General features: G+C 58.0%; 12 protein-coding genes and 1 pseudogene. 5 read left to right on the top strand and 8 right to left on the bottom strand.

What is annotated here, in order from left to right; translation table 11 throughout:
• Positions 1 to 51 precede the first annotated feature (51 nt).
• On the bottom strand, positions 52 to 1,725 hold the full coding sequence (locus ACOYNV_RS08635; protein ID WP_422899359.1) for a cation acetate symporter: 1,674 nt from the start codon (positions 1,723 to 1,725) through the stop codon (positions 52 to 54).
• Positions 1,725 to 2,045 (bottom strand): DUF485 domain-containing protein, encoded by a 321-nt coding sequence (locus ACOYNV_RS08630; RefSeq protein ID WP_422899358.1) that lies wholly within the window; start codon positions 2,043 to 2,045, stop codon positions 1,725 to 1,727. Before ACOYNV_RS08630 ends, ACOYNV_RS08635 begins: the two co-directional genes overlap by 1 nt.
• A 282-nt stretch (positions 2,046 to 2,327) precedes the next feature.
• Between ACOYNV_RS08630 and serC the strand changes: the two genes are divergently transcribed.
• Together serC and ACOYNV_RS08620 are read left to right on the top strand one after the other, a co-directional pair.
• Complete coding sequence (gene serC, locus ACOYNV_RS08625; RefSeq protein WP_422899357.1) at positions 2,328 to 3,410, top strand: 3-phosphoserine/phosphohydroxythreonine transaminase; 1,083 nt, start codon at positions 2,328 to 2,330, stop codon at positions 3,408 to 3,410.
• Between the two features lie 41 nt (positions 3,411 to 3,451).
• Positions 3,452 to 4,621 (top strand): phosphoglycerate dehydrogenase, encoded by a 1,170-nt coding sequence (locus tag ACOYNV_RS08620; protein WP_422899356.1) that lies wholly within the window; start codon positions 3,452 to 3,454, stop codon positions 4,619 to 4,621.
• Between the two features lie 222 nt (positions 4,622 to 4,843).
• On the opposite strand, the pseudogene ACOYNV_RS08615 reads toward ACOYNV_RS08620, so the two are convergent.
• Positions 4,844 to 5,929: pseudogene (locus ACOYNV_RS08615) on the bottom strand (NYN domain-containing protein); the annotation flags it as partial.
• Between the two features lie 287 nt (positions 5,930 to 6,216).
• Between ACOYNV_RS08615 and ovoA the strand changes: the two are divergent.
• A complete protein-coding gene (gene ovoA / locus ACOYNV_RS08610) occupies positions 6,217 to 8,325 on the top strand; it encodes a 5-histidylcysteine sulfoxide synthase (RefSeq protein ID WP_422899355.1) in 2,109 nt (702 codons plus the stop codon).
• Positions 8,326 to 8,358: 33 nt separating this feature from the next.
• A complete protein-coding gene (locus ACOYNV_RS08605; RefSeq protein ID WP_422899354.1) occupies positions 8,359 to 8,565 on the top strand; it encodes a heavy-metal-associated domain-containing protein in 207 nt (68 codons plus the stop codon).
• Between the two features lie 213 nt (positions 8,566 to 8,778).
• Here the strand turns inward: ACOYNV_RS08605 and trpC are convergent, their stop codons facing one another.
• The 4 genes from trpC to ACOYNV_RS08585 are packed head-to-tail and all read right to left on the bottom strand — an operon-like array spanning position 8,779 to position 11,809.
• Positions 8,779 to 9,576: an indole-3-glycerol phosphate synthase TrpC gene (gene trpC / locus ACOYNV_RS08600; protein ID WP_422899353.1), complete on the bottom strand. Its 798-nt coding sequence runs from the start codon at positions 9,574 to 9,576 to the stop codon at positions 8,779 to 8,781.
• The gene (locus tag ACOYNV_RS08595) at positions 9,573 to 10,175 is read right to left on the bottom strand and encodes a Uma2 family endonuclease (RefSeq protein WP_422899352.1); all 603 of its coding nucleotides are present in this window, start codon (positions 10,173 to 10,175) and stop codon (positions 9,573 to 9,575) included. The genes trpC and ACOYNV_RS08595 overlap by 4 nt, the downstream gene beginning before the upstream one ends.
• Before the next feature lie 39 nt (positions 10,176 to 10,214).
• Positions 10,215 to 11,240: an anthranilate phosphoribosyltransferase gene (trpD, locus tag ACOYNV_RS08590; protein ID WP_422899351.1), complete on the bottom strand. Its 1,026-nt coding sequence runs from the start codon at positions 11,238 to 11,240 to the stop codon at positions 10,215 to 10,217.
• Positions 11,237 to 11,809 carry an anthranilate synthase component II gene (locus ACOYNV_RS08585; protein ID WP_422899350.1) on the bottom strand — a complete coding sequence of 191 codons (573 nt, stop codon included), beginning with the start codon at positions 11,807 to 11,809 and terminating at the stop codon, positions 11,237 to 11,239. The genes trpD and ACOYNV_RS08585 overlap by 4 nt, the downstream gene beginning before the upstream one ends.
• Positions 11,810 to 12,063: 254 nt before the next feature.
• On the opposite strand from ACOYNV_RS08585, the gene ACOYNV_RS08580 reads away from it, so the two are divergent.
• Positions 12,064 to 12,303 (top strand): hypothetical protein, encoded by a 240-nt coding sequence (locus ACOYNV_RS08580; RefSeq protein ID WP_422899349.1) that lies wholly within the window; start codon positions 12,064 to 12,066, stop codon positions 12,301 to 12,303.
• A 171-nt stretch (positions 12,304 to 12,474) separates the two neighbouring features.
• Here the strand turns inward: ACOYNV_RS08580 and ACOYNV_RS08575 are convergent, their stop codons facing one another.
• Positions 12,475 to 12,867, bottom strand: coding sequence for a 3TM-type holin (locus tag ACOYNV_RS08575; RefSeq protein WP_422899348.1), 393 nt, complete (start codon positions 12,865 to 12,867; stop codon positions 12,475 to 12,477).
• Positions 12,868 to 12,942 lie beyond the last annotated feature (75 nt).

Here is a 12,942-nt window from a genome sequence, read left to right as displayed (position 1 = left end):
AAAAAAGCCCTGGCGGGAAACCGGCCAGGGCTTTTTGATTACCGCTTGTGGTCAGTGCTTGCTCGCTCCCGACGCACCGAAACCGGTCTGAGCCCGCATGTACTGATCATCAAATGCATCAATCTCCAACTGTGCCCTGGCGCTTGTATCGGTCTTCGAGAAGACGTAGGCAAACAGGAAGGCAATCGGCATGGCGAACAGGGCCGGCTGCGAGTAGGGGAACAGTGCCGCGGTGTTGCCCAGAACATCGACCCACACCGCTTTTGAAAACACGACGAAGGCTACGGCGGAGAAGAGGCCGCCATAACCGGCGAACAATGCGCCGCGGGTGGTCAAGCCTTTCCAGTACATGGAGAGGATGAGTACCGGGAAGTTGCCTGCCGCCGCCACGCCGAAAGCCAGGCCGACCATGAAAGCCACATTCTGCTTCTCGAACAGGATGCCGAGAATGATGGCAACAACGCCGAGGCCGATCGTGGCGAACTTCGAAACGCGGATTTCTGACGTCTCCGAAGCTTTACCCTTCTTGATGACGCGAGCGTAGAGGTCGTGCGAGATCGCTGAGGCGCCGGCCAGTGCCAGGCCGGAAACCACGGCCAGGATAGTGGCGAAGGCGACTGCCGCCATGAAGCCGAGCAGCATGTCGCCACCAACCGCCCTGGCCAGATGCATGGCGACCATGTTGCCGCCGCCGATCAGCTTGCCGCCAATGATGCCACCTTCGAAAAAGTCCGGATTCTGGCCAACGATCAGAATGCCGCAAAGGCCCATGATGAAAATCACGTTGAAGAAGTAGGCGACGATCCCGGAAGCGTAAAGCACCGACTTGCGCGCTTCCTTGGCATCTGACACGGTGAAGAAGCGCATCAGGATGTGCGGCAGGCCGGCGGTGCCGAACATCAGGCCAAAACCAAGCGAAATGGCGTTAACCGGATCGGCCAGCAGAGCGCCTGGCGTCATCAGTTTGGGTCCGAGCTTATGGACAGCCGTCGCTTTTTCCAACAGCGTCTGGAAGGAAAAGCCGAACTGGCTGAAGGCCATCAACATGGCCAGGGTGCCGCCGGTGAGCAGCATGCAGGCCTTGATGATCTGCACCCAGGTGGTGGCAACCATGCCGCCGAAGGTCACGTAGACCATCATCAGGATGCCCACGCTGATCACGGCGATGTTGTAATCGAGGCCGAAGAGCAGCTTGATCAACTGGCCGGCACCAACCATCTGCGCGATCAGATAGAAGCAGACCACGGTCAGCGAGGAAATTGCCGCCATGGTGCGCACCTTGCCCTCATCGAGACGGAAGGCGGTGATGTCGGAGAAGGTGAAGCGACCGAGGTTGCGCAAGCGTTCGGCCATCATGAACAGGATGATCGGCCAGCCGGCGAAAAAGGCCAGCATGTAGACGTAGCCGTCGAAGCCACTGCCATAGACCAGAGCGGTCAAACCGAGCAAGGTGGCCGCCGACATGTAGTCTCCGGCAATGGCCAGGCCGTTCTGCCGGCCGGTGATGCCGCCGCCGGCGGTGTAGAAGTCCGCCGTGGACTTGGTGCGGCTGGACGCCCAGTAGGTGATTCCCATGCTCAGCGCCACGAAGACGCAGAACATGATGATGGCGTGCCAGTTGGTGGGCAGTTTTTCCAGGGCGCCTTCGACCGGTGGACCGGCATAGGCCATGGCGCTGAAAGCCATGAGCCCGAGCGTGTTGCCAAGTTGAGTCAGGCGGCGCATTATTTGCCCTCCTTCTGTGCTTGCTTGATGACTTCTTGCGTCAGGGCGTCGAACTCGCCATTGGCGCGCTTTACATAAAGAGCCGAGAGTGCCCAGAAGCAAATGAAGAGGAAAAGTTCTACGGCGACCCCTATCGTCAGCATCGAACCTTCGCTGATCGGCTTGCCGAGAGCGCTTGGGTTGAATGCCACCGTCAGCACAAACCCGTAAAACAAGACTAGAACAATAGTGGTCAGCGTCCAGGCAAAGCGTCCCCGTGTTGCCACCAGTTCCTGGAATTTCGGATTGACCCGCATCCGCTCATACATTGCGCTACTCATGGCGTAAGCCTCCTCTTTGAATTTATAATAAAAGAAAAACCTCGGCATTTTATACGGGATTTTTTAAATATGGAACTTATTGCAAATTTCAGAAATACTTACCCATGGATTGCGCTGCCATGACTGTTTCTGACTCCTGAACCTGCCCATTTCCACATCGGCTGTCAATTTCGCTAAAATGCACGGTAAGCGCCGTGCGATCCGGGGCAAAAAAATACGCAGCATCCTGTTTGCAACATCATTTCCGCAAGTCAATTACCAGAACGAAAGGATCACATCCCCATGGAACGAATTTTCAATTTCAGCGCTGGACCTGCCACCCTCCCCCGCGAGGTTCTTGAACTGGCGCGTGACGAGCTCGTCAATTGGCATGGTAGCGGCATGTCGGTCATGGAAATGTCGCATCGCGGCAAGGAATACATGAGCATCCAGGCCGAGGCCGAAGCCGATCTGCGCGAACTGATGGCTATCCCTGCCAACTACAAGGTGCTGTTCCTGCAAGGCGGCGCGTCCAGCCAGTTCGCCATGGTGCCGATGAACCTGTTGCGTGGCAAAGCGTCTGCCGACTACCTGAACACCGGCGAATGGTCGAAGAAGGCCCTTAAGGAAGCCAGGAAATACGGCGCAGTCAACGTCGTCGCCTCGTCGGAAGACAAGAACTTCTCCTACGCACCGACTCAGGACGTCTGGAAGCTCGACCCGCAGGCCGCCTACGTGCATTACACGCCGAACGAGACGATCGGCGGCGTCGAAATCTTCTGGACGCCGCAGACCGGCGACGTTCCGCTGGTTGCCGACATGTCATCGACCATCCTGTCGCGTCCGATTGACGTCTCGAAGTTCGGCCTGATTTACTTCGGCGCGCAAAAGAATGTCGGCCCGGCCGGCCTGACGATTGTCATCGTGCGCGATGACCTGATCGGCGAGACAGTCAAGGGCACGCCGACGATGTTCGACTACAAGACGCAAGCCGATAACGATTCGATGTACAACACGCCACCGACCTACGCCATCTACATTGCCGGGCTGGTATTCAAGATGCTCAAGGCCAAGGGTGGTCTGGCGGCCATGGAAACGGCCAACCGCGCCAAAGCAAAACTGCTGTACGACACGCTGGATGCTTCCAGCTTCTTCAGTTCGCCGGTGGCGAAAGAGAACCGTTCGCTGATGAACATCCCGTTCACCCTGAAAGATGCGGCGCTCGACGAGGAATTCCTGAAGGAAGCCAAGGCCCGCGGCATGGTTCAGCTCAAGGGTCACCGTTCGGTCGGCGGCATGCGGGCCTCGATCTACAACGCCATGCCGATCGAAGGCGTGCAAGCCCTGGTCAATCTCATGCAGGACTTCGAAAAGAAGCACGGCTGAACGCCGCCGATCTTTCAATATAAATAACCAAGGAAACCAGCATGACGCGAAAAATACAGACGCTTAACGCCATCTCCAAGAAGGGTCTCTGCCGACTCCCTGAAAGCTACGTCGTCAGCAACGACGGGACTGACCCGGACGCCATTTTTGTACGTTCCCAGGTCATGCATGAATTGCCGATCCCGGCCAGCGTGCTGGCCATCGGTCGCGCCGGTGCCGGCACCAACAACATCCCGATCAAGGCCATGAGCGAACGCGGCGTCGTCGTCTTCAACGCTCCGGGCGCCAACGCCAATGCGGTGAAGGAACTGGTCATTGCCGGCATGTTGATGGGAACGCGCAACATTTTCCCGGCATTGAACTTCGTCGCCGGGTTGCAGGGTGATGTCGAGTCGCTGCACAAACAGGTCGAAGCCGGCAAGAAGAATTTTGTCGGTCACGAATTACGCGGCAGCACGCTCGGCATCATCGGTCTCGGCGCCATCGGCTCGATGCTGGCCCAATCGGCCATCGAGCTGGGCATGCACGTTATCGGCATCGACCCGGAAATCACCGTTGATGCCGCCTGGCGTCTGCCTGCGCTGGTCAAGAAAGCGGCCAGCGTCGATGACCTGGTCAAGCGCGCCGACTTCATCAGCCTGCACCTTCCCCTGCTGCCGGCGACCAAAGACCTGATCAATGCCGAGCGCGTCAAGCTCATGAAGAAGGGCTGCATCCTGCTCAACTTTGCCCGCGACGGCATCGTCAACGAACAGGCCGTACTCGACGGACTCAACGACAACAAGCTGCACGCCTACGTCTGCGACTTCCCGAGCAACCTGCTGCGCCAGCATCCGCGCTTTGTCGCGCTGCCGCATCTGGGTGCCTCGACCGAAGAAGCGGAAGAAATCTGCGCCATCATGGTCGCCGATCAGGTGGCCGATTATCTGGAAAACGGCAACATCCTCAATGCCGTCAATTTCCCGAACATCGCCATGCCACGCGATTCCGCCTTCCGGCTGGCCATCGCCAACGCCAACGTACCCAACATGCTGGGGCAGATCTCCACGGCCTTGGCTGACGCCGGCCTGAACATCCAGAACATGGTGAACAAGTCGCGCGGCGATCTGGCCTTCACCCTGGTTGATGTCGAAAGTGCCGTGCCGCAAGCCGTTATCGACAAGCTGACCGCCATCAGCGGTATATTGCGCGTGCGTTACCTGCCGGCCTGATCAGCGTCACCGCAACTAAAGGGCCAAGGCTGTACAACAGCCTTGGCCCTTATTTTTTGACAATTTCCAAACAACCGCCATCAAACGCCCGTCGATAGGCAATCTACAGACTATAGCCGTCGAGATCCGCATAAACATTACCTCCCACGGCATGGCCTGTGAAGATGCCCGTTCTGCCTGCCTCGCAGGCCGAGTCTAAAGCGACGGTGCACCATCTTCCGGGCTTGCCTTCGGCTTGCGCGGCCGTCGGTTGCGCGTAGCCGGTTTCTTCTCTGCTTTGGCTTCAAGCGCCTCTGTCGGCTCTGCCGGAGCGGGTGATTCCTCGGTGACAGGCGGCACTTCATCTCTTGCTTTTGCCGATGACTTGCTGCTGCCACGCCCTCTGCGTTTCGAGACGGGCGCCACGATTGCTTCTTCCGGCACTGTCGGCTCACTTTGTGCAAGCGGCGGAACCTCCGCTGTCTGAGTTGCAACCTGCGCTGCCGGAGCACTGCTGCGGTAGACGAAGGCGTTGGATTTTTCGTCACGCCCCAATTCGAGCAGACCGCGCGTCTGGGCTTCCTCAAGCAGGTTGCCGAAAGCGCGGAAGCCGTAGTAGCTCTCGTTGAAATCGGGTTTGCGGCGCTTGATCGCTTCCTTGAGCATCGACGCCCAGATCTTGCCGCTGTCGCCGCGCTCAGCGACCAGCGCCTCGAACGTGGCCACCGCCAGATCGACGGCCTCGCTCTTGCGCGCCTCGATCGCCTCCTTGCGCTGCGCGTTCTCTTCCGGGGTACGCTTGGCCGCCAATTGCACCGCCTTCGGGTCGCGATGCGCGGCCGAACGCTGGATCTCGCGCACCAGATCGTCGTAAAAGATGAATTCGTCGCAGTTGGCAATCAGCAAATCGGACGTTGACTGCTTGACGCCGACTCCGATCACGTACTTGGCGTTCTCGCGCAGTTTGGAGACCAGCGGCGAGAAATCCGAGTCGCCGCTGACGATGACGAAAGTATTGACGTGCGACTTGGTGTAGCACAGGTCAAGCGCATCGACGACCATGCGGATGTCGGCAGAATTCTTGCCCGACTGGCGAACGTGAGGAATTTCAATCAGCTCGAAGTTGGCTTCGTGCATCGTCGCCTTGAAGCCCTTGTAGCGATCCCAGTCGCAATAGGCTTTCTTGAGCACGATGCTGCCCTTGAGCAGCAAACGCTCAAGCACCGGCTTGATGTCGAACTTCTCGTACTTGGCATCGCGCACGCCAAGCGCAACGTTCTCGAAGTCACAGAACATCGCCATGCTGACGGTTTCGGGGGATGCGGCCATTTGTTTCTCCAGTGGGTTATGGTCGGGAGTATAAAGCCGGCCGAACGGCAAATATCACCAAATCGGCATTTCTCGTGTTATTAGCATGATAGATTCCGGCTCTTCGGGCCCCTGCGACGGGGCCACCAGACGAAGGAACTGCCGCCCTGATATTGGCGTCATATGCATTATTGGCAGAGCAGCGGATGTTCCAGTCCTTTCGTTTTGCTGTTTTATCCTGCACTGGGCGAATAGAGTGCATAGTTCATCGTGATATTCACAAACTTCTGTTGAAAGCTTGATTCCTCATGCAACAGCCAATTTTTCCGAGATCGCCCTTGCTGGCAGGCACCGATGCCGAGCAAAAACGCGCAGAAATACTCGCTTATTTCCACGCCACGTTTGATCGCTACGAGCGATTGTTCGAGGTTTTGAGTTGCGACGAAGCCTATTTCAAAAAACCCATCGCCTTACGCCATCCGCTGATTTTCTACTTTGGCCATACCGCGACATTTTTCATCAACAAGCTGCTGTTGGCCGGCTTGATCGATAGCCGCATCAACCCGAAATTCGAATCGATGTTCGCCATCGGCGTCGATGAAATGAGTTGGGATGACCTCAGCGAAGCACGCTACGACTGGCCCGGCGTGGATGAGGTGAGAGCCTATCGCCGGTCAGTGCGTGCGACGGTTGAACAACTGATTCACAGGCAACCGCTGTCCCTGCCGATCACCTGGGATCACCCGTGGTGGATTATCCTGATGGGCATCGAACACGAGCTCATCCATCTGGAAACCTCGTCCGTACTGATTCGCCAGCACCAGCTGAAATACGTTGCGCCACACGCCGCCTGGGAGCCTTGCCGGGCCGCCTCGGCGGCACCGCAAAACGAACTGGTTGCGATTCCGGCAACGAATTTGCGCGTCGGCAGGAACAGAGGCGAATCGGTTTATGGCTGGGATAACGAATTCGGCTGCCATCAGGCAGCGACTGCGCCTTTCCAGGCCAGCCGCTATCTGGTTTCCAATCAGGAATTCCTGGCCTTCGTCGAGGCCGGTGGCTATGCGGACGAGTCGTTGTGGCTGGAAGAAGGCGCCGGCTGGAAAAAATTCGCGCAGGCGGAACATCCCACCTTCTGGATCAAGGACGGCGCGCAATGGCGCTTGCGCCTGATGCTGGAAGAAGTGCCGATGCCGTGGAACTGGCCGGTGGAAACCAATTACCACGAGGCCAAGGCGTTCTGCCAATGGAAGGCGCGCGTCAGCGGCCAGTCAGTACGCCTGCCGACGGAGGACGAATGGCAGGCACTGTGCAAATTCGCCGGTGCCAACGAAATCCCGGCGCTGTCACCCGCGCCAGCGAACATCCAGCTTGATCACTATGCCTCCTCGTGCCCGGTCAGCGAGTTCGCCCACGGCCCGCTGTTCGACGTGATCGGCAATGTCTGGCAATGGACCGAGACGGCCATTTACCCTTTCGAGGGGTTCGAGGTCCATCCGATCTATGACGACTTCACGACCCCGACCTTTGACGAGCGCCACAACCTGTTCAAGGGCGGATCGTGGATATCCTGCGGCAATGAAGCGATGCCTGCGTCACGTTATGCCTTCCGCCGCCATTTCTTCCAGCATGCCGGATTTCGCTACGTCGTCGCTGACGCGCCGGCCACGATGCGGGGATCGCACTACGAAACGGACCGGCTGGTATCCGAGTACGCCGAATTCCACTACGGTGACGAATATTTCGCTGTGCCGAATTTTCCGCGTGCGCTGGCGAAACTGGCCATTGCAGCGATGGGCGACAAGCCGGCCAGGAAGGCGCTGGATCTTGGCTGCGCCACCGGCCGCGCCAGCTTTGAGTTGGCCCAGCATTTCGACCAGGTCACCGGCATCGATTTCTCGGCCCGTTTCATCAGCCTGGGCACCCGCTTGGCCGAACAGGGCAGTCTGCGCTATACCCTCGTCGAAGAGGGCGAACTGGTCGCCTACAAGGAGCGCACGCTCGCTGAGCTCGGGCTGGACGAAGTTACCGGGAAAGTCGAATTCTTCCAGGGCGACGCCTGTAACCTCAAGCCCTTATTCTCCGGCTACGACCTGATCCTCGCGGCTAACCTGATCGACCGCCTGTACAACCCGGAAAAATTCCTCGGATCGGTGCACGAACGTCTCAATCCCGGTGGCCTGCTGTTGATCGCCTCCCCGTACACCTGGCTGCCGGAACACACAAAACGCGAAGCATGGATCGGTGGATTCAAAAAGGACGGCGAGAATTTCACCACCCTCGACGGACTGAAAGCCATGCTCGGCGAGCACTTCCGCCTGCTACGCGGGCCACTCTCAGTGCCCTTCGTCATTCGCGAAACCAGGCGGAAATTCCAGCACACACTCTCTGAAGTCAGCATCTGGGAGCGTCGATAATCAGGCTGTATTTCGGACAACCAAGGACATTCCATGGAAACCATCATCATCAAAATCAGCGGCATGAAAAATGAGGAATGCGTGCGGGCCGTGGCCAATGCGATTCAGGACCTGCCGAGCATCGGTCATATCGCGGTGTCGCTGGAAACAGGCGAAGCCAGCGTCGAGCACGGCCGCTTTGTCAGCCCTGAAGACATTCTCCAGGCCGTCGTTGACGCTGGCTATGACGCGGCTTGCTGAAGTTCGACGTTCCCACCATCGGCATCAACCTGATCTCACCTTTGCCGTGAAGAACTGAGGCTTTCAAATTGAACCGGCCGGCAAGGGATTAAACACGGGCACCTTCAAAGCATGTGCCATGCAGGGCAATGTTCATGCGGATCTTGCAGCATGCCGGGCTGCAATGACCTATTGGCGCCCTTGCCGGTTATCAACGCCAGAGCATAGGCAGCGTTACCTCGCCAGGTCAAACAAGCCGGCCAGCGCCTGCCCGGGGCTGGGAGCCCGCATGAAGGCTTCACCGACGAGAAAGGCGTGTACCTGGTTGCGGCGCATCAATTCGACATCGCCAGCCGACAGAATGCCGCTTTCAGTGACGACGATGCGGCCGGCCGGAATGCGCGGCAGGAGTTCGACGGTGGTTTTCAGGCTGACTTCGAAGGTGCGCAGGTTGCGGTTGTTGACACCGATCAGAGGGGTTTCGAGTTGCAGGGCGAGATCAAGTTCCTCGCCATTGTGTACCTCGACGAGTACGCCCATGCCGAGACTGGCGGCGATGGCTTCGAATTCGCGCATGGTCGGCAGGTCGAGCGCGGCGGCGATGAGCAGAATGGCGTCGGCGCCCATGGCGCGGGCTTCAAAGACTTGATAGGGATCGACCAGAAAGTCCTTGCGCAGCACCGGCAGCAAACATGCGGCACGGGCGGCTTGCAGGTACTCGGGAGCGCCCTGGAAGAACTGGCGGTCGGTGAGCACAGATAGACAGGCCGCACCATGCGCGGCGTAATCGGCGGCGATCTCGGCCGGCTGGAAGTCGGCGCGTATGACGCCCTTGGAGGGACTGGCTTTCTTGATCTCGGCGATTACCGCCGGCTGGCCCACGGCAATCTTGCTGCGAATGGCGTCGACGAAACCACGCGCAGCAGGCTGCGCTTCGGCTTCGGCGCGCAAAATGGCCAACGATTTGCTGGCCGAGGCGGCGCTCACTTCCTGGCGTTTGACAGCGAGGATTTTATCAAGGATGTCGCTCATGGCTTATCGGTGTCCTGGTCAAGCGGCGGAATAACGTCTTCCAGCGTATCTTCCAACACTTCTGCAACATTCAGATTCAGGGAAAGCGAAGCCAGTTCAAGTGAATCGCCGAATCCGTAGTCGTAAAGCACCCAATGATTCTCGGGATTACGGCGAAAGACCTCAATGCGTTGTGCCGCGACATCGATCAGAACGTAATCGCGGAGACTCTCCAACTTGCGATAAGCGGCGAACTTGGCGCCTCGGTCAAAGGCCGCTGTGGAATCGGAAAGCACTTCAGCGACCAGCAGCGGATAACTCACGTAAGCCGGGGTCAAGCGGTCGCGGGCGTCACAAGTTACGACGACGTCAGGATAGAAAAAGCAATCGGCGGCCTCGACATGCGTTTTTACCGACTCTACGAAAACCCGGCACGGGCTGCCTTTAAGCTCGCGGCGCAGCAACGACGCGAAGTTTCCGGCCGCAATGTTATGCGACTGGCGCACTCCGCCCTTTGCGAAAACTTCACCAGCGACGTATTCGTTACGCTCGGGTTGCGCCTCCTCCCAAGCAAGATAGGCGGCGGCGTCAAAGCCACTTTCGGTTTTCGGTTGAGCCATGTTGAAACTCCTTGCGCAGGCATTTTGCCAACAAACCGATTATGCCGAAAAACTCCGGCTTAGCGCAGCAAACTCTTCCAGCTTGGCGCGTGCGGCACCGGAGGCGATTTCTGAGAAGGCTTGCTCGACGCCCTCGGCCAGCGTCCCGGCCAGACCGGTGACGTAGATGCTGGCTCCGGCGTTGAGGGCGACGATGTCGCGGGCGGCGCCGGGTTTGTTCGCCAGCGTGTCGAGAAGAACGGCTTTCGACTCTTCGACATTGGCGACGCGCAGCACCTTTGGATCATGCACAGCCAGGTTGAATTGCTCGGGGTGGATGGTGTACTCCTCGATACGGCCATCCTTCAGTTCGCCGACCAGTGTTTCGCCGGAAATCGAGATTTCATCGAGCCCTTCGCGACCGAAGACAGTTAGCGCGCGCAAACTGCCCAGGCGTTGCAGGACGCGAATCTGGATGCCGACAAGGTCGGGATGGAAGACGCCGAGCACCTGATTGGCGGCAGCGGCCGGGTTGGTCAGCGGGCCGAGGATGTTGAAGATCGTGCGCACGCCAAGTTCGCGCCGCACCGGGGCGGCGTACTTCATGGCGCTGTGATGATTGGGCGCAAACATGAAGCCGACACCGACTTCGTCGATGCACTGCCCGACCTGCTCCGGCGTCAGGTTGATATTGACGCCGAGTGCTTCGAGCACGTCGGCGCTGCCCGACTGCGAGGAGACCGAACGCCCGCCGTGCTTGGCGATGCGCGCCCCCGCCGCCGCCGCAACAAACATCGCCGCCGTCGAGATATTGAAGGTGTGCGCGCCGTCACCGCCGGTACCGCAGGTGTCGACCAGGTGCGTGGCGTCCTTCACCGCCACCTTGGTGGATAGCTCGCGCATCACCTGGGCGGCGGCGGCGATCTCGCCGATGCTCTCTTTCTTGACGCGCAGGCCGATGATGATGGCGGCGATCATGACGGGGGAAACTTCGCCGCTCATGATCTGGCGCATCAGCGAGGTCATTTCGTCGTGAAATATTTCGCGGTGTTCGATGACCCGCGTCAGGGCGTCTTGTGGCTTCATTTGGCGTGTTCCTCCAGGAAGTTCTTCAGCATGTCGTGGCCGCGCTCGGTAAGAATGGATTCGGGATGGAACTGCACCCCTTCGACCGCCAGCGTCTTGTGACGCACGGCCATGATCTCACCGTCTTCCGTCCAGGCGGTAATCTCCAGACAATCCGGCAGCGATTCACGTTCAATTGCCAGCGAGTGGTAGCGCGTGCAGGTCACCGGATTTTGCAGCCCGCCAAAAACGCCGACATCGGTGTGATGCACCGGCGATACCTTGCCATGCATCAGTCGCTTGGCATGCACGATGCGCCCGCCGAAGGCTTCGCCAATGGACTGATGGCCAAGACAGACGCCGAGCAAGGGTATCTTGCCGGCAAACTCGCGGATCGCCGTCAGCGAAATCCCGGCCTGCACCGGCGTGCCGGGGCCGGGCGAAATCACCAGGTATTCCGGGTTGAGCCGGGCAATCTCGGCCAAAGAAATGGCATCGTTGCGGAACACCTTCACCTCCTGCCCCAACTCGCCGAAATACTGCACGATGTTGTAGGTGAAGGAGTCGTAATTATCGATCATTAGAAGCATACTTGACTTAACCTATTGATTTTAATGAATGCAAATATAATCTGTGCAATTTGATACCCGCTTTAATACCCGATTTTTTTACCACTGGGTATATTTGCTCACCCCTTGCGCCGGATACAAGACGATTATCCAGCACCAGTGAATATCAGTCCATCAATACCCACCCTCACATCTATTTCTAAAATAATCCTTGCTTGTTTGATTGTATCGTATATAATCTATTCATCAGATCAACAAACGCAAAGGAGAACGAAATGAACAAGTTTGAATACGCCAAAAACCTAGCAGAGTTTCTGATGGCTAATACCGGATCAGTTCTTTCGACATGGTCAGGGCGCATGCCTGCCGCCGATCAGCGCAAACTATTTGGCCGCGCAATCGGCAGAGGCAGGATCATCATCGACGGGTATGCAGAAACTATAGCCAATCGCGTAAAAGTATGTTTCGGCGCTGATTACGACGACCGGAATGTAACCAAGTGGTCTGCTCTGTGACCGATAGAACTAAGCGCGGCGGTACTCGCCCTGGCGCTGGTCGTCCACTTATTGCGGCTGAAGTTACTCGCCCTGTGTCCGTTACCTTGCCGGTCTCCGTCATAGATGCATTGCGCGAGTATGGAGGCGGTAATCTGTCGGCAGGAATCCGCAAGGCTGCGGAGTTGCTCCCTACGACCCCTGGGGAATGACGCCCTTTACGCGCTCAAAAGTTCTGAGCGTTCCAAGCCCCAGCATGCCCATCAGCACCGGCATCATTTCCGACACGTCAGCCGGAGACAAATCCATCGGATGCCCGTAATAAGCGGCAATGAACAGCGCTAATTTCAGCCCTATCCAATTCCAAGCGCAGGCCATTCCGCAAACCCACCCGATGAATGGCCGCCAACCGGAAGTGAATGCGCTCGGCGATGCGGCTTCGACCTTGTTGATATCAATCTGACCTTGAACAACCATCATCGCAGCGGCGAGTTGCTGCTTTTCCGCTTCCGTCTTGTCCGGCCAGATTTTATTTACGACGGTACCAATCAAATCCGATACCGCACCAATCCCTGTAATGTCCATATCAATTCATTCGCGCAACGATCGCCACCACCCACACGGCGACAATCACCAGTGACCAGACAGCGATTAATTCCC

Origin of the sequence: Propionivibrio sp., from assembly GCF_049316945.1 — a bacterium.
Taxonomy (GTDB): Bacteria; Pseudomonadota; Gammaproteobacteria; order Burkholderiales; family Rhodocyclaceae; genus Propionivibrio.
The sequence above is the reverse complement of the archived record's forward strand: the minus strand, read 5'-3'. Positions and strand labels throughout refer to the sequence as shown.

Excerpts from the sequence above, each read along its gene's own strand:
- ACOYNV_RS08595 (WP_422899352.1), bottom strand. The coding sequence starts at position 10,175 with ATGGCTCAACCGAAAACCGAAAGTGGCTTTGACGCCGCCGCCTATCTT.
- trpC (WP_422899353.1), bottom strand. The coding sequence starts at position 9,576 with ATGAGCGACATCCTTGATAAAATCCTCGCTGTCAAACGCCAGGAAGTG.
- ACOYNV_RS08630 (WP_422899358.1), bottom strand. The coding sequence starts at position 2,045 with ATGAGTAGCGCAATGTATGAGCGGATGCGGGTCAATCCGAAATTCCAG.
- ACOYNV_RS08580 (WP_422899349.1), top strand. The coding sequence starts at position 12,064 with ATGAACAAGTTTGAATACGCCAAAAACCTAGCAGAGTTTCTGATGGCT.
- ACOYNV_RS08620 (WP_422899356.1), top strand. The coding sequence starts at position 3,452 with ATGACGCGAAAAATACAGACGCTTAACGCCATCTCCAAGAAGGGTCTC.
- ACOYNV_RS08635 (WP_422899359.1), bottom strand. The coding sequence starts at position 1,725 with ATGCGCCGCCTGACTCAACTTGGCAACACGCTCGGGCTCATGGCTTTC.
- serC (WP_422899357.1), top strand. The coding sequence starts at position 2,328 with ATGGAACGAATTTTCAATTTCAGCGCTGGACCTGCCACCCTCCCCCGC.
- ACOYNV_RS08605 (WP_422899354.1), top strand. The coding sequence starts at position 8,359 with ATGGAAACCATCATCATCAAAATCAGCGGCATGAAAAATGAGGAATGC.
- trpD (WP_422899351.1), bottom strand. The coding sequence starts at position 11,240 with ATGAAGCCACAAGACGCCCTGACGCGGGTCATCGAACACCGCGAAATA.
- ACOYNV_RS08585 (WP_422899350.1), bottom strand. The coding sequence starts at position 11,809 with ATGCTTCTAATGATCGATAATTACGACTCCTTCACCTACAACATCGTG.
- ovoA (WP_422899355.1), top strand. The coding sequence starts at position 6,217 with ATGCAACAGCCAATTTTTCCGAGATCGCCCTTGCTGGCAGGCACCGAT.
- ACOYNV_RS08575 (WP_422899348.1), bottom strand. The coding sequence starts at position 12,867 with ATGGACATTACAGGGATTGGTGCGGTATCGGATTTGATTGGTACCGTC.